Raw genomic sequence first — 15,526 nt, forward strand, 5'->3', positions numbered from 1 at the left:
TTGCGGAGAAGTCAACGTGCACGGGCGTCTGCGCACGTTGACTTCTCGGCAATGCGTGGTGGCCCGCGATGCTCCGCGGCCGAGCGTCCACGAAGATGGCCTGATGGGAAGCCCGGCGTACCTGCATGCGAACGCACCGGCGGCGACGGATGCCGTAGGCGTGAGGAATGTCGCGGCGAACGCGACTGACCTGGAGCAGGTGGACGCGGGCGTTGCGCACTGCCGGGCCTGCCCGCGGCTGGTCGCCTGGCGGGAGCAGGTCGCGGCCGAGAAGCGGGCGGCGTTCGCGGACCAGACCTACTGGGGACGCCCGGCGCCGGGCTTCGGTCCGCCGGACGCCCGCATCCTGGTGCTCGGTCTCGCGCCGGCCGCGCACGGGGCGAACCGCACCGGCCGGGTGTTCACCGGTGACCGTTCCGGCGACTGGCTGTACGCCGCACTCCACCGTGCCGGGCTGGCGAACCAGCCCACGAGCGTCTCGGTCGACGACGGACTGGAGCTGGACGACGTCCGGATCGCGGCGGCGGTGCGCTGCGCGCCGCCGGCCAACAAGCCGACGCCGGCCGAACGGGACACCTGCGCGCCCTGGCTGACCCGCGAACTCCAACTGCTGGCACCCACACTCAAGGTGATCGTCGCCCTGGGCGCGTTCGCCTGGACGGCGTTCTGGCCGGTGGTCGGCGCGCTGGGCGGGGTGGCGCCCCGACCGCGGCCCCGGTTCGGCCACGGCGTCTCGGTGGCCGTCCCCGGCACCGACGTGACGATGCTCGGCTGCTACCACGTGAGCCAGCAGAACACCTTCACCGGAGTGCTCACCGAGCCCATGCTCGATGGAATATTTGCCCAGGCCAAAGCCTTGTCATAGACGTGAGAGGCCTAAGCGGTTTGGCTCGGTGAGCAGTGGTCAAAACTGTGAACGGGGCCGTCGTTCGGGGCCGCTGAGGTGTCGGGCGCCCCGTCGCGGGTAGCCGAAAATGTGTCGGCGGTCGCATGCGACGACCGCGCAACGAATCGTTCCAGAGAGCCTGGATACGCTTTCGGAAGTCGGGACCAACGCAGGTCCTCCAGCAAGCCTGACGGCGCCGCACCGGTGCCGCCGCAAGCGCGGAAGGTAGAGAGGCATGAGCGCGGATCGACCGCACATCCTCGTCGTCGGTGGTGGGTACGTCGGGATGTACACGGCGTTGGAGCTGCAGCGTAAGGCGAAGAAGGCGCGGATCACCGTCGTCGACCCGCAGCCGCACATGACCTACCAGCCGTTCCTCCCGGAGGCCGCCGCCGGCAACCTGGAGCCCCGTCACGTGGTGGCGCCGCTGCGCAAGACGCTTCGGCACGCCCACATCATCACCGGCTACGTCGAGAGCGTGGACCACGCCCGGCGCACCGCGAGCATCGTCCCGGTGATGGGTAACGCCTACGAGCTCACCTACGACCAAATCGTGCTCGCGCCGGGGTCGGTGTCCCGGACGCTGCCCATCCCGGGCCTCAAAGAGAACGCGGTCGGCTTCAAGACCATCGGTGAGGCCATCTACCTGCGTAACCAGGTGCTCGGCGAGCTGGACGCCGCCGACAGCACCGATGACGCGGAGCTCCGCCGGGCGGCGACCACGTTCGTGTTCGTCGGCGGCGGTTACGCGGGCATCGAGGCGCTGGCCGAGCTCGAGGACATGGTCCGCGACGCGGTGAAGTACTACGAGACGCTGAGCCAGTCCGACATCCGGTTCGTACTGGTCGAGGCGAGCCAGCGGATCCTGCCCGAGGTCGGCCCGGAGATGGGCGCCTACACCGTGCAGCGTCTGCTCGACCGCGGCATCGACATCCGGCTGAACACCCGGCTGGAGTCGTGCGTCGACGGTCACGTCAAGCTTTCCGACGGCGACGAGTTCGAAGCTCGGACCGTGGTCTGGACGGCCGGCGTCAAGGCGCACCCGATGCTGGCCAACACCGACCTCCCGCTGGACGAGCGTGGCCGGATCACCTGCCTGCCGACGCTGCAGGTCGTGGACCCGGACGGCAACGTGGTCGAGGGTGCGTGGAGCGCCGGTGACTGCGCGGCGGTGCCGGACCTGACCTCGGACACCCCGGGGGCGACCTGCTCGCCGAGCGCGCAGCACGCCGTCCGGCAGGCGAAGCGGCTGGGCCGGAACATCGGCATCCTGCTCAACGGCGGTCAGCCGGTGGACTACTCGCACAAGCACGTCGGGTCGGTCGCCAGCCTCGGCCTGTACAAGGGCGTCTCGCAGACCTATGGCGTCAAGACCAAGGGCTTCATCGCCTGGTTCATGCACCGCTCGTACCACCTGAGCCGGGTGCCTACCTTCAACCGCAAGGTCCGGGTGCTCGCCGACTGGACGCTGGCGCTGTTCCTCCGGCGTGAGGTCGTGGCGCTGGGTCAGCTGCACGACCCGCGGGCCAGCTTCGAGCTGTTCGCGACGCCGACGCCGGCCGGAGGCAAGCCCACGGCTACCCCGGCGGCGCCCGCCGGTGGCAAGTCCGGCGACGCCGAGCCGGCCAAGGCTGCTCCGGAGGCCAAGCCCACCGCGGAGGCCAAGGCCACCGCCGAGGCCAAGCCCGCCGCGGAGACCAAGCCCGCTGCCGAGGCCAAGTCGGCAACGGGGGCCAAGCCCGCGGACGCGGACAAGGCCGCGGCGGCCGCGGCGGCTCGTTCCGCCGGATAAGCACCAATGGTTGCAGTACGTCGCCCGGCAGGTTGCCGGGCGACGTTCCATGTACAGATTCGGCCCGGCTGACCGATCCCACTTCTGCCAAAGCCGCTACGTCGTCGGGGTTCTGCCCCGTACGGTAAGTGCGCCTGGCCCGGGTGGTGTAAAGGCAGCCACGGCCGTCTTAAAAACGGCTGCCCGAAAGGGCGTGCGGGTTCGAGTCCCGCCCCGGGCACGACAGCGGGGGCCACGTTCGCGTGGCCCTTTCGCGGTGCGGCAGGTGGTCACCTGCAGTGAGTTTTCCTGTACGTATTGTACCCGAATGGGTGGCTCTGCGTCGGACGCCGGGCGCGGCGTCAACTAGTGGCATGGCGCAACCTGTTGCCTACGTTCGCACTGTGGCCCGCGGGAATCGGCTGTGATTCCCCCGTGAAACCTGGCAGAGAGCTGAGAAGCGGGGTTACATCCGCTACGGGCATGCTCAGCTCGGTGTGTCACCACGCTACGATTGAGTCCCGACCAGCAGGTCGGAAGGCCGATGACGTTGGCCGCCAGGCCGAGGAGGCGTCGTGAAGAGCAGCAACCCCGTGCTGAGCAGGCTGGCTGACCGGTCAGCGCAGCACGCGACCTTCCAACGAGTACCGGCTGAGCAGCAGTACGGCGGCTACGGGGCCCCCTCTGGCTACGCTCAGTCACCGCAGCAGGGGGCGCCCTACGCGCCGCCGATCACCCAGCGGATGACCGTCGACGATGTCGTCGTCCGCACGGTGGCGATGCTCGCCGTCGTTGGTGTGTTCGGTGCGATCGGGTGGTTCGTCCTCCCGGACAGCATCTCCATGGGCGTCGCGATCGCCGCGGCGATGGTCGGGCTCGTGCTGGGCCTGATCATCTCGTTCGCGGGTGTCACGAACCCGGCGCTCATCCTGACCTACGCCGCTGCCGAGGGTGTGTTCCTCGGAGTGATCAGCCAGGCGTTCGAGTCGTACTACCCCGGCATCGTGATCCAGGCCGTGATCGGCACGTTCGCGGTGTTCTTCGGGATGGCCGCGCTCTACAAGTTCAAGGTCATCCGGGTCACCCCGATGTTCGCGAAGTGGGTCATCGGCGCGCTGATCGGCGTCGTCGTGCTCATGCTCGCGAACTTCGTGCTCAGCCTCTTCGTCGACGGTGGCCTCGGCCTCCGTGACGGCGGTCCGGTCGCGATCATCTTCAGCCTCGTCTGCATCGGCGTCGCCGCGCTCACGTTCGCGCTCGACTTCAAGCAGATCGAAGAGCTGTCGAACGCCGGTGCCGACCGGAAGTACGCGTGGCTGTCGGCCTTCGGCATCGTCGTCGGACTGATCTGGCTGTACCTGGAGATCCTCCGCCTGCTCTCCTACTTCCGGGATTGATTCCGCCCCCGGAAGACCGGTTCCGCCGCTCGGTGGAACGGTTGACCACACTGCTGTCGTACTGGACGCCGCCGCGGTTCTCCGCGGCGGCGTCGCCGTTGCTGGGCGACGCCGTGACGGCGCTGCGCTCCAGCTCGGCAGCGTCTGTGGACGGGGAAGTACCGGGTTGCTCGGTCGCCGACCAGCTCCACGTCGTCGCCCAGGTCTTGGCTGACCTCGCGGCGGACGCCGAGGGCAGGCGTCGTCGGCCGCTGCCCCGTCCGGGCGAGCCGTCCGTGCTCGCGGACCAGTTCGCGGTTCTCGGCAACGACCTGCTGACGGCCGACGTCGATCCCGCGTTGCTCGATCGTCTGGCTGACCAGCTCGACACCCTGCGGGCAGCCCTGTGACGGTTCGCGACCGGGCGGGCGGCGACCTGCCGGCCACCTCCGCGGCCACCCGCGGGTTACGGGTCGCGGTCGCGGTCGCGCTCGTGCTGACGGTCGCGGCAGGTCTCTTCGTCGCTCCGGTCAGCGCGAGCGCCGCGCCAGGGCGGGCGTTCTACCTCAGCCCGCTCGGCAACGACGCCGCCGACGGCCGGACCGAGGCGACCGCCTGGAAGTCGCTGGCCCGGGCGAACCAGGAGCGCTTCCTCCCAGGCGATCAGCTGTTGCTGCAGGGCGGAGCCCAGTTCGACGGCCAGCTACAGCTCCTCCAGGACGACGCAGGCACCAAGGACGCTCCGGTCACGATCGCCACCTACGGCACCGGGCGAGCGACGATCAAGGCCGTCAACTCGGAGGCGATCAAGGTCTATAACGCGGGCGGCATCACGATCCGCGGCCTGACCATCGTCGGCGACACGTTCACCTACGACGCCTGGAGCGGCGTCCTGTTCTACGCGGACGACAAGGTGCCCACCCGCCCGGCGTCGGTGACGATCTCCGACCTCGACGTCAGCGGCTTCCAGATCGGCATCGCGATGGCCGGTGCCGCGCCCGGGCGCGGCTTCCGGGACGTCACGATCAGCGACTCGACCACGCACGGCAACCGCGACGACGGCGTCCTCTTCTACGGCACCGCGTTTGACCCGAACAACCCGACCTACGCCCACGCCGACGTCACGGTCCGGGGCGTCACCGCGTACGACAACGCGGGTAACCCGAAGAACACCGCGTCGCACAGCGGTAGCGGGATCGTCCTCGGCTCGGTGCGGAACGGGGCGATCGAGCAGTCGTCGGCGTACGACAACGGTGCGGAGTGCGCGTCGACCCGGGAGGGCCCGGCCGGCATCCGGACCTACGACTCGACCGGCGTCACGATCCAACGCAGCGTCTCGTACCGCAACCGCACCGGCACCACGGCCGGCGGCGGTGGCTTCGACCTGGGTGAGAACGTGTCGAACTCGTTCCTGCAGTACAACCTGTCGTACGCGAACGACGGGCCGGGGCTGCTGGTGTTCACCGCCCAGGACAACGGCGCGCAGCGCGGCAACACCGTGCGGTTCAACGTCAGCGTCGACGATGCCCGGGGCAACGGGGGGTACGGCGGTCTCACGGTCGCCGGCCGGGTAGCGGACACGGCGCTCCACCACAACACGATCGTCACCAGGGCCAGCGGCACGCACCAGCCGGCCGCGGCCGAGCTCGGGGACGGGCTGACCGGGGTCACGCTCCGGAACAACATCCTGCTCTCCCAGCGCGCCGGAGCGGCGATCAGCGCGCCGGCCCTCACCTCCGACCAAGTGGTGCTGCGGGGCAACGCGTACTGGCGCGAGGGCGGCGGCTCGGCGTTCGAGTGGGGCGACGGGCGGTACGGCTCGCTAGCGGGCTGGCGGAGGGTCACCGGCCAGGAGCGGGCCGGCGGGAAGGACACCGGCCTCGACGTCGATCCGCGGTTGCAGGACGCGTCCGCCTCGCCGTCCGTCACCGATCCCGGCCAGATCACCCGCGTGACGCAGTTCGCGCTGGCGGCGGATTCGCCGGCCGGGGGAGCGGGCGTCGACGTGGACACCGGCGCCGACGCCGTCGACTACTTCGGGGCCGGGCTGGACGAGCGTCCGGTGAGCATCGGCGCCGCGCAGCCGGCGAAGGTCGCCGCCCAGCCGAGTACCGAACCCAGCGGCCACCGCTGGCTCTGGGGGGTGGCGCTCGCGCTGCTGGCGTTGGTCGGTGGTGGTGGGGTCGCTGCTCTGCTCCGGCGCCGTAGGCCCCCCGATCGGCGTCCCCAGGAGACCCTCAAGGTCCCGTCTTCACGCCTTTGACCATCCCCGCCGGCCTCGGCCGAGGCGGGGTGTCGGCGTCGGCGCGACACCGGTCCGGAGCAGCCCGACCAGGCGTCGGGCGTGGTCGGCGCGCGTACCGGTGAGCGCAGCCCCGCTCGCCAGCGCGACAGGTCGACGACGCTGAGGTCGGGTCGCACCTCACCGGCGGCCTGAGCCCGCGCCAGGAGCTGCTTCGCGGTGGTGTGGAGCGAACGCTGCCTCGTCGGAGTAGACGGCCACCAGCAGGTCGCCGCGGGTGGGGAAGTGGCGGTACAGCGTCGCGTTGCCCACGCCGGGACGCTGACCGTCGAGGACCGATGGGCGATCACGGATCTGGTCAACCGGCACGGGCATCTCACCGACGCCGGCGATCTGGACGCCTGGGGCGAACTCTTCACCGCCGACGTGGTGTACGACGTCAGCGAACTCGGATTCGGAGCGATCGAGGGACTACCGGAGGCGCGAGCGGCCGCGGTGGCGCTCGGGGACGGCAATCCGCTGGCGCACCACGTCACGAACGTCGTCGTGGACGACGCGGGGGACGGTGCGGCCCGGGCACTGTCCAAGGGCCTCGGCGTCCGAGCCGACGGCACGGTCGGGCAGCGTCACCTACGACGACACGGTCGTGCGTACCGAGGCGGGGTGGCGGATCTCCCGCCGGACCGTACGACCCCGGCGGAAGCCGCTCACGCCCTGACGCCCGGCGCGGGAGCGCACCGACGAACGGTGCGGCGCCGCGCGCCGGGCGGGCGAACTGTGCGACACGGAGCGCGCCGCGGGCGGGGCGGACGGTTCGGCCGCCCGCCCCGGACGACTCAGCTCAGGCGCTCCAGCACCATCGCCATGCCCTGGCCCCCGCCGACGCACATCGTCTCGAGGCCGAACTGCTTGTCGTGGGTCTGCAAGTTGTTCAGCAGCGTGGTCGTGATCCGGGCGCCGGTCATGCCGAACGGGTGGCCCAGCGCGATCGCGCCGCCGCTGACGTTGAGCCGGTCCAGGTCGATGCCGAGGTCCCGGTAGGACGGGATGACCTGGGCGGCGAACGCCTCGTTGATCTCGACGAGGTCGATGTCCGAGATCGACTTACCGGCCAGCGCCAGCGCCCGCTTGGTCGCCTCGACCGGCCCGTAGCCCATGATCTCCGGCGACAGGCCGCTGACGCCGGTCGACAGGATCCGGGCCAGCGGCGTGAGGCCCAGCTCGCGAGCCTTCTTGCCGCTGACGATGATCACGGCCGCCGCGCCGTCGTTGAGCGGGCAGGCGTTGCCGGCGGTGACGGTCCCGTCCGGGCGGAACACCGGCTTGAGCGTGGAGACCTTCTCGTACGTCGTGCCCGCGCGCGGGCCGTCGTCGGTGCTCACGACCGTGCCGTCGGGCAGCGTGACCGGCGTGATCTCCCGAGCGAAGTGCCCGTTGGCGATCGCCTTCTCGGCGAGGTTCTGCGACCGCACCGCGAACTCGTCCTGCTCCTGCCGGGAAACGCCCTTGAGCTGCGCCAGGTTCTCCGCGGTGTGGCCCATGCCGATGTAGACGTCCGGCAGCGCGCTGTTCTCGCGCGGGTCGTTCCAGGTGAACCCGCCGGCGGCCGACTCGTCGGTGCGCTTCTGCGCGTCCAGGAACAGCGGGTTCGTGGTGCCTGGCAGACCGTCCGAGCTGCCCTTGACGAACCGGGACACGGTCTCGACGCCAGCGGAGATGAACGCCTCGCCCTCGCCGGCCTTGATCGCGTGGAACGCCATCCGCGTGCTCTGCAGGGAGGACGAGCAGTAGCGCGTCACGGTCGTGCCGGGCAGCGAGTCGTAGCCGAGCAGGATCGACACGACCCGGGCCATGTTGTAACCCTGCTCGCCGCCGGGCAGACCGCAGCCGAGGATCAGGTCGTCGATCGTGGTCGGGTCGAGCGCCGGCACCTTCTCGAGCGCGGCGCGGACGATCGTCGCCGCCAGGTCGTCCGGGCGGATGTCCTTCAGTGAACCTTTGACCGCGCGTCCGATCGGTGACCGCGCGGTGGCGACGATGACGGCGTCGCGGTCGGCGAACTCAGCCACGGTGTCCTCCCAGGCCTTGTGACGGTGTTGTTACCGGCCACGTTACCGCTCAGTAGCGGGCCGGGATCGGACGTCGAGGGCATGTGATGCGTAACACCGTTAGGTTTTTGGGTGGTGCGGTGTTCAGCGTGGCGCCGATGTCGTGCGGGAGGCCTCGTAGACGAGCGGGTACAGCGCGAGCGCCCAGAGCTGGTAGCCGTCCGCCGACGGGTGGTACCCGTCCGCCGACAAGGTCCCGGCGTCCGCGCGGAACACACCACCCGTCCGGCCGGCCAGATCGACGACGCCTGCTCCGGCGCCCGACGCCGCCTGCGCCGACGCGGCCGCGACCCGACGGCCGGACCAGGCCATGATCTCCCGCAACGGCTGCCCGAAGTTCCGGGCCGCGCCCAGGTCCGGGCAGGTGCCGACGACCACGGCCGACCCGGCGGTGACCAGCCGGCGCACGGTCGCGGTCAGCTCCGCCTCGACGACGTCCAGCGGCGTGAACGCGATCGCGTCCTCGCCACCGATCAGGATGACCGCGACGTCCGGGACGCCGTGCACCAGGACGCGCGCGACCTGAGCGTCCAGATCCGCGGCGCGGGAGCCGGCCACCGCGGCCGAGGACAGGTGCACCCGTCGTCCGGTGGAGGCCAGCAGTTCGGCCAGGCGTCCGCCGACCGTCTCGCCGGTCACCGTGACACCGAGCCCGGCTGCGGTCGAGTCACCGAGCAGGACCAGCCGCAGCGGCCGCCCTGCCCCGAAGACCCCGGATCCGGGAGGGGCCAGGTCGGCCGAGAGGTACCGCCGCCGACGTGCCAGCAGCCCTTCGACGGCCAGCACGGAGACGGCGGCGCCGGCCGCGGTCGCCGCTGCGGTGGCCGCGCCGGCCGCGATCGTGCTCAGCTTCATCATCGCCTCCTCCACGTGTGGGCGGCCCGCTGAGAACGACGCTGACAGCCGCGCCACACGACTTGAGTATGACCAATACGAGGCGTCGAGTGGCGCGGATGTCAGCCCCGCTCTCAGCGGGCTCCGGGTCGGAACTACAGGGCGGTGTCTACCCGTCGGCTACCAGATGGGGCATACACCGTCCGGATGCCGCCGAAACGGGCGTGTACGGCGCCCACGCCCGTTTCGACGCACGTGCTCAGCTCGTCCCGAGCCCGGCGATCTCCGGCGGCTTCCCGACCGTCGGCGCGCCGCCGAACAGCCGGATGCGGTGCCGCAGCTCGACCCACCGTCCCCACGGGCCGCGTTCCCGACCCCCGACCTCGGCGGGCGCGACCTCGGTACCGGCCGCCTCCGCCGCCGCGACCGCGGCGTCGACCAGCGAACGGACACCCTCGCCGCGCTCCGGGCAGGGCTCCTCGGTCGCCGCCGGGCCGATGCCGAGCGCAGCTGCCGCGGACGGCAGCATGGCGTCGACCGCGCGGCCGTATCCGGCCGCCGACGGGTGGAACCGGTCCGGCGAGAACATCTCCACCGGATTGGCGGCGAACTCCGCGCCGAGCAGGTCGCCGAGCGAGACCGTACGGCCACCGGCCTCGACCGTCGCGACGGTCTGCGCCGCCGCGAGGTCACGGCTCCAACGTCGGACGATGTATCGCAGCGGCTGCGGGATCGGCCGGATCGTCCCGAGGTCCGGGCAGGTACCCACCACCACCTCGGTGCCGGCGTCCACCAGCCGGCGGACCGCCCGCTTGAGCTGCACCACCGCGACCGACGGCCGGGTCTTGTGCGTGACGTCGTTGCCGCCGATGAAGATCAGCGCCAGGTCCGGCCGGTGTGCCTGCCCGAGGACGATGTCGACCTGGGCGGCGAGGTCGACGCTGCGGGCACCGATCACCGCCGCGGAGACCACGTCTACCGGCCGGTCGGCGAGCCGGGCCAGGCTGGTGCCGAACAGCGCACCGGGCGTCTGGGCCACGGTCTCGACGCCGTAGCCGACCATGCTCGAGTCACCGAGCAGGGCCAAGCGCACCGGAGCGGCGTCGTCGATACCCGACGGGGGAAGGTAGCGGCCGTCCGCGGGCGGCGGCCCGACCTCCAGCGGCTGGATCGCACGGCGGGCCAGGTTCGCCTGGCCGAGCAGTAGTCCGTAGAACGCGGCGCTGAGTAGCCCGAGGCCACCCCCACAAGCTGCGCCGATCGCGACGTGCTTCGTGTGAAGTACTCGACCGTCCACCGTGTCACCTCCTGCTCACGCCGTGTGACCGAGGCCACTGCTGGCTCGCGCCGCGGTGCGACGGATCGTCGCGGCGCGAACGCTGCGACGCCCCGGAGCATCCACGGCGCTGATTTCAAAGTTAGCTCGGCGTCGGTTATGTCACGGTGACTAAGTCGGTGACCGGTCAGTTGCAAAGTCGGGACTCTCGGCGTTTGCACCCGCTCCCGGCACACCCGGATACTTCCCGCACACACCTGGACGGGGAGCCGCTGTGCGCCGAGCCTTCGTACTGGTGGCCCTGACGCTGGCGTCCGCCGCGACGTCGGTTCTGCTCGCGGTCGCGGTCAACGTGGCCACCGGCGGCGAGCTGCCCGGTCGGCTGGCCCCGTTGGAGCCGTTCGCCTGGCCGGCCGTCGCGGTCGCCGCGCTGGTCACCGCCGTGCTCGCGTACTGGCAGCAGCGACCGGTCGCCGAGCCCAGCACCGCCGTGACCCAGCCCGCGTCGCCACCGGACTCCGCTACCCCGCCGCACCACCGCCCGGCCGAGCTGCCCGCGATGCCTGCGCTGTTCACCGGGCGCGCCGACGAGCTCGACCGGATCCTCGCCGCGGTGGAGGACGGTGCGCCGGTGATCGCGGTCTCCGGCCCGGCCGGCGTCGGTAAGTCGGCGCTCGCGCTGCACGTGGCGCACCGGATCAGCGACCGGTACCCGGACGGGGCGCTCTTCGTCCGTCTCCGCGGAGCCAGTTCGGAACCGGCCGAACCGGGTGACGTCCTGGGTCGATTACTGCGCAGCCTCCCGGACACCCCCGGCGCCGACGACGGGGAGCTCCGCGGCGACACCGAGACGTTGGCCGCCCGGTTCCGCACCCGGATCGCCGGTCGTCAGTTCCTGATCGTGCTGGACGACGCGCGCAGTGCGGCCCAGGTCCGCCCGCTCCTGCCCGGGACGCCCGGCTCGCTGGTGCTGGTGACCAGCCGGCCGGTCCTGGCCGAGCTGGCCGCTGCGACGCTCGTCCGGCTCGGAGTTTTCTCGGCCACGGAAGCCAGGGAATTGCTGGCCCGGGTGGCCGGTGCGAACCGGGTGAACGCCGACCCCCAGGCCACCGCAGCCGTGCTCAGGGCCTGCGGCAACCTGCCCCTGGCGGTCGGTATCGCCGGGAGCCGCTTGCGTGCCCGCCCGTCCTGGACGATGGCGACGCTGGCCGAACGGCTCGCCGACGAGGGGCGCCGCCTGGACGAGCTGAGCACCGGCCACGACGCGGTCCGGGCCAGCGTCGGCGCGACCTACACCGAGCTCGACGAGCACCACCAGCGTGTGTTCCGCCGCCTCGGTGCGCACCCCGGCACCGATTTCGACACCGCGGCGGCCGCGGCGCTCGCCGACCTGCTGCCCGCCGGAGCGGAGCCCACGCTCGACCGGCTGGTCGAACGTCAGCTGGTCGAGGTGGTGACGTCCGACCGCTACCGCCTGCACGACCTGTTGCGGCTCTACGCGGCCGAGCAGCTCGGGGCGGCTCAAGGGCGTCCGTTGGGCCCGGAGGGCCTGGCCGCGCTCCGGCGACTGGCGCGGCACTACACGCAGCGGGCCGCACCCGCTCCGCCCGGGCCGCCGGAGCCCGAGCCGGGGTATCCGGAGGGCCTCGACGAGCGACGCGCGTTCGTCGACGCCGAGCGGGAGAACATCGTCGCCACGGTCACCGCCGCCGTTGCGGCCGGCGAGCACCTGCGAAGCGTGGCCCCCGATGCGTCGGCCGACGGCGTCGAAACCGTCCCGGCGAGCGAGCTGTTCGACGCCGCCTGGGAGCTCGCCGCCGCGGTCGAACCGCACTTCGCCCACTACCCGTTCCACGCCGACGGCCGCCGGCTCTGGACCGCCGGGCTGGCCGCCGCCACCGCGGTCGGGCAGCCCGACTGCATCGCCAGGGCCGAGTACGCGCTGGCCAGGGCTACCCAGTACAGCGGCGACATCCGGCGCGGGCTGGCGCACGCCCGGCACTCGCTGGAGTGGTGGGAGCGCACCGAAGACCTGCCGAACACCGCTGCCGCGCATCGTCGCCTGGCCAGCGCGCTGCACGGCGCCGGTCGGCTCGCCGAGGCCGAGGAGCACTACGCACGAACCCTCCAGCTGTGCCTCGAGGCCACCCCGGAGGTGTGGTCGGCCGGCGAAGCGGCGGGCCTCCGCGCCAGCGCACTGCGTGGCCTCGGCAGCCTGCAACTCGCCCGGGGCGAGGTCGACGCCGCGGTCCGGACCCTGCAGCGTGCCGTCGACGCCCGCCGCGACGCCGGTGACGACGCCGGGCTGGCGCGCGCCCGCACGTCGCTGGCGCGTGCACATCGCAAAGCCGGCCGCACCGAGGTGGCCCGCGAGTTGGTGGCCCCGCAGGTGCCGGTGTTCCGGCGGCTCGGCGACGCGATGTGGGAGGTCACCGCGCTCCGCGAGCTGGGCAGGCTGGAGCTGACCGACGGCCGGTTGGCCGAGGCTGCCGGGTGGCTGGAGTCGGCCCGGGCGGTAGCCGAGCGCAGCCGGAACCACACCGGCGCCGGCATCACGCTCGTTGCGCTCGCCGAGGTCGACGTGGCGGCCGGGCGTCCGGCTGCGGCCGTCGATCGATTCCGCGAGGCGATCGCCGGGTTCCGGGCCGTCGATGCCCACGTGCGGGAAGGTTTGGCGCTGCTCCGGCTGGCGCTGCTGCTCGCGTACCACGGTGCGCACGCGGAGGCCGACGCCGCCGTGGCCCGCGCCGAGGAGCTGCTCGCCGACACCGACCTGGCGGAGGCGGGGGAGATGCTCGAGCGGGTCCGGCAGCTCCGCGGAGCGACCCGCTCCGACCTGGGCGGGTAGCTCTCGGAGGACGCGACTAGGCTCGATTCAGCAGAGTGACTGGCCCGTCCAGAAAGAGCTGACGCCGTGCGGTACTTCGAGTCTGTGGTCGACCTGATCGGCGGCACGCCGCTGGTCAAACTCCGTTCCCTCGCGGAGGGGGTGCCGGGCACGGTCCTGGCCAAGATCGAGTACCTCAACCCGGGTGGCTCGGTGAAGGACCGCATCGCGGTGCGGATGATCGAGGCGGCCGAGAAGTCCGGCGAACTCCGGCCCGGCGGCACGATCGTGGAGCCCACCAGCGGAAACACCGGCGTCGGGCTGGCCATCGTGGCGCAGACCAAGGGCTACAAGTGCATCTTCGTCTGCCCGGACAAGGTCAGCGAGGACAAGCGGAACGTGCTCCGCGCGTACGGTGCCGAGGTCGTGGTCTGCCCGACCGCGGTCGCGCCGGAGCACCCCGACTCGTACTACAGCGTCTCCGACCGGCTGGTCCGGGAGATCGACGGCGCGTGGAAGCCCGACCAGTACTCGAACCCCGAGGGTCCGGCGAGCCACTACGCGACGACCGGCCCGGAGATCTGGGCCGACACCGACGGCCGGGTCACGCACTTCGTCACCGGCATCGGTACCGGCGGGACGATCACCGGCACCGGCCGGTACCTCAAGGAGAAAGCCGCCGAGGCCGGACGCACCGTGAAGATCGTCGGCGTGGACCCGGAGGGCTCGGTCTACTCCGGGGGCACCGGACGGCCGTACCTGGTCGAGGGCGTCGGGGAGGACTTCTGGCCGAGTGCCTACGACCCGTCGGTGACCGATGAGGTCGTGGCGGTCTCCGACGCCGAGTCGTTCCTGCTCACCCGGCGCCTGGCCCGGGAAGAGGGCCTGCTGGTCGGCGGCTCGTGCGGGATGGCGGTCGCCGGTGCGTTGAAGGTGGCTCGCGAGGCCGGACCGGACGCCGTCGTCGTCGTGCTGCTGCCGGACGGGGGCCGCGGTTACCTCTCGAAGATCTTCAACGACGAGTGGATGGCCGGCTACGGCTTCCTCAACCTGGCCGACCGCATTCCCGGCGGCATCACCGTCGGGGAGGTGCTGCGCGCCAAGAACGACGGCATTCCGCAGCTCGTCCACACCCATCCGAACGAGACCGTGCGCACGGCGATCGACATCCTCCGCGAGTACCACGTCTCGCAGATGCCGGTCGTCCGCGCGGAGCCTCCGGTGATGGCGGCCGAGATCGCCGGGTCGATCAGCGAGGCGGCGCTGCTCGACGCGTTGTTCGAGCGGCGCGCGTTGATGAGCGACTCGGTCGAGCAGCACATGGCCTCGCCGCTGCCTGCCGTCGGCTCCGGCGAGTCGGTGGACGCCGCGATGAAGGCGGTCGAGGCCTCCGACGCCGCCGTGGTCCTCGACGACGGCAAGCCGATCGGCATCCTCACCCGCCAAGACCTGCTCTTCTACCTCGCTCAATAACGCACGGCGGGCGCCGCGCGCTCGGTCAGAAGTCGAGTGCGCGGGCCCGGAGGGCGGGCAGGTCGTGGATCACGACCGTGCGGCGGCTGGTGCGGAGTGTGCCGTCGGCGCGGAGCGTCCCGAGCGCCTTCGCGACCGCCTCCCGGGAGGAGCCGATCCACCCGGCCAGCTCGTCCTGGGAGAGCGGTAACCCGATCCGCATCCCCTCCTCGGTGGGCTGACCGAACCGGTCCGCGAGCTCCACCAGCCGGGCGGCGACCCGGCCGAGCGTGTCGTGCGCGCCGAACTCGATCCGCTTGCGGTCGGCGTCCCGGAGCCGCTCGGCGAGCGTCTGGGCGAGCAGCAGCGCGACCCGCCCGTGCGCCCGCAGGTACTCCTGGAACGCGCCGAGCGGCAGCACCAGCGCGGTCACCGGCTCCAGCGCCTCGACGGTGGCCGATCGCGGCCGCTGGTCGATCGCCGCCAGCTCGCCGATCAGCGAACCCGGCCCGCGGACGGCCAGCATCACCTCGGTGCCGCCGCCGGTGCTCGAGTACGCCTTCACCCGGCCGCTCACCAGTACCAGCACCGAGTCCGACTCGTCCGCCTCGCCGAAGAGCACCTCACCGCGCTGCCACGAGCGGGGGCGCGCCAGCGTGAGGTAGTCGGCGGCTTCCTCGGCCTTGAGCAGGCCCCAGAACTCCGTGGCCGGCGGTTCGACGATCACGGCGCCCCCTCCGACCGCTGGGCCCCG

The 15,526-nt window shown here is 71.9% G+C and carries 12 protein-coding genes, 1 tRNA gene and 1 pseudogene; 9 read left to right on the forward strand and 5 right to left on the reverse strand.

Features of this window, described 5'->3' with window-relative positions; translation table 11 throughout:
* Positions 1–103: 103 nt before the first annotated feature.
* From ABEB28_RS24935 to ABEB28_RS24960, 6 genes are all read left to right on the forward strand, one after another.
* The gene (locus ABEB28_RS24935; RefSeq protein ID WP_376981434.1) at positions 104–865 is read left to right on the forward strand and encodes a uracil-DNA glycosylase; all 762 of its coding nucleotides are present in this window, start codon (positions 104–106) and stop codon (positions 863–865) included.
* Positions 866–1,121: 256 nt separating this feature from the next.
* Positions 1,122–2,678 (forward strand): NAD(P)/FAD-dependent oxidoreductase, encoded by a 1,557-nt coding sequence (locus tag ABEB28_RS24940; protein WP_345730625.1) that lies wholly within the window; start codon positions 1,122–1,124, stop codon positions 2,676–2,678.
* 137 nt (positions 2,679–2,815) lie between these two features.
* Positions 2,816–2,898: transfer RNA gene (locus ABEB28_RS24945), tRNA-Leu, on the forward strand.
* A 334-nt stretch (positions 2,899–3,232) separates the two neighbouring features.
* Complete coding sequence (locus ABEB28_RS24950) at positions 3,233–4,054, forward strand: Bax inhibitor-1/YccA family protein (RefSeq protein ID WP_345730626.1); 822 nt, start codon at positions 3,233–3,235, stop codon at positions 4,052–4,054.
* A 41-nt stretch (positions 4,055–4,095) separates the two neighbouring features.
* Positions 4,096–4,443, forward strand: a complete 348-nt coding sequence (locus ABEB28_RS24955; RefSeq protein WP_345730627.1) for a hypothetical protein — start codon at positions 4,096–4,098, stop codon at positions 4,441–4,443.
* The gene (locus ABEB28_RS24960) at positions 4,440–6,296 is read left to right on the forward strand and encodes a right-handed parallel beta-helix repeat-containing protein (protein ID WP_345730628.1); all 1,857 of its coding nucleotides are present in this window, start codon (positions 4,440–4,442) and stop codon (positions 6,294–6,296) included. The genes ABEB28_RS24955 and ABEB28_RS24960 overlap by 4 nt, the downstream gene beginning before the upstream one ends.
* Positions 6,297–6,455: 159 nt before the next feature.
* On the opposite strand, the gene ABEB28_RS24965 is transcribed toward ABEB28_RS24960, so the two are convergent.
* The gene (locus ABEB28_RS24965) at positions 6,456–6,650 is read right to left on the reverse strand and encodes a hypothetical protein (RefSeq protein WP_345730669.1); all 195 of its coding nucleotides are present in this window, start codon (positions 6,648–6,650) and stop codon (positions 6,456–6,458) included.
* Here ABEB28_RS24965 and ABEB28_RS24970 point away from each other — a divergent pair.
* Positions 6,561–6,863, forward strand: a pseudogene (locus tag ABEB28_RS24970) (nuclear transport factor 2 family protein); the annotation flags it as partial. The gene ABEB28_RS24965 and the pseudogene ABEB28_RS24970 sit on opposite strands and share 90 nt — an antisense overlap.
* A gap of 248 nt (positions 6,864–7,111) precedes the next feature.
* Here ABEB28_RS24970 and ABEB28_RS24975 read toward each other — a convergent pair.
* The 3 genes from ABEB28_RS24975 to ABEB28_RS24985 all read right to left on the reverse strand — a co-directional run bounded on the left by ABEB28_RS24975 (position 7,112) and on the right by ABEB28_RS24985 (position 10,514).
* Positions 7,112–8,344 carry an acetyl-CoA C-acetyltransferase gene (locus ABEB28_RS24975; RefSeq protein WP_345730629.1) on the reverse strand — a complete coding sequence of 411 codons (1,233 nt, stop codon included), beginning with the start codon at positions 8,342–8,344 and terminating at the stop codon, positions 7,112–7,114.
* A 123-nt stretch (positions 8,345–8,467) separates the two neighbouring features.
* Complete coding sequence (locus ABEB28_RS24980; RefSeq protein ID WP_345730630.1) at positions 8,468–9,238, reverse strand: SGNH/GDSL hydrolase family protein; 771 nt, start codon at positions 9,236–9,238, stop codon at positions 8,468–8,470.
* 238 nt (positions 9,239–9,476) lie between these two features.
* A complete protein-coding gene (locus ABEB28_RS24985; protein ID WP_345730631.1) occupies positions 9,477–10,514 on the reverse strand; it encodes an SGNH/GDSL hydrolase family protein in 1,038 nt (345 codons plus the stop codon).
* Positions 10,515–10,767: 253 nt separating this feature from the next.
* Here ABEB28_RS24985 and ABEB28_RS24990 point away from each other — a divergent pair, with 253 nt between their 5' ends.
* A complete protein-coding gene (locus tag ABEB28_RS24990) occupies positions 10,768–13,341 on the forward strand; it encodes an ATP-binding protein (protein WP_345730632.1) in 2,574 nt (857 codons plus the stop codon).
* A 66-nt stretch (positions 13,342–13,407) separates the two neighbouring features.
* The gene (locus ABEB28_RS24995) at positions 13,408–14,793 is read left to right on the forward strand and encodes a cystathionine beta-synthase (protein ID WP_345730633.1); all 1,386 of its coding nucleotides are present in this window, start codon (positions 13,408–13,410) and stop codon (positions 14,791–14,793) included.
* Between the two features lie 25 nt (positions 14,794–14,818).
* Here the strand turns inward: ABEB28_RS24995 and ABEB28_RS25000 are convergent, their stop codons facing one another.
* A complete protein-coding gene (locus ABEB28_RS25000) occupies positions 14,819–15,496 on the reverse strand; it encodes a Crp/Fnr family transcriptional regulator (protein WP_376981446.1) in 678 nt (225 codons plus the stop codon).
* Positions 15,497–15,526: the final 30 nt, after the last annotated feature.

The organism is Cryptosporangium minutisporangium (assembly GCF_039536245.1).
In the GTDB taxonomy this organism is placed as follows: domain Bacteria; phylum Actinomycetota; class Actinomycetes; order Mycobacteriales; family Cryptosporangiaceae; genus Cryptosporangium; species Cryptosporangium minutisporangium.

Excerpts from the sequence above, each read along its gene's own strand:
- ABEB28_RS24935 (WP_376981434.1), top strand. The coding sequence starts at position 104 with ATGGGAAGCCCGGCGTACCTGCATGCGAACGCACCGGCGGCGACGGAT.
- ABEB28_RS24940 (WP_345730625.1), top strand. The coding sequence starts at position 1,122 with ATGAGCGCGGATCGACCGCACATCCTCGTCGTCGGTGGTGGGTACGTC.
- ABEB28_RS24965 (WP_345730669.1), bottom strand. The coding sequence starts at position 6,650 with ATGCCCGTGCCGGTTGACCAGATCCGTGATCGCCCATCGGTCCTCGAC.
- ABEB28_RS24980 (WP_345730630.1), bottom strand. The coding sequence starts at position 9,238 with ATGAAGCTGAGCACGATCGCGGCCGGCGCGGCCACCGCAGCGGCGACC.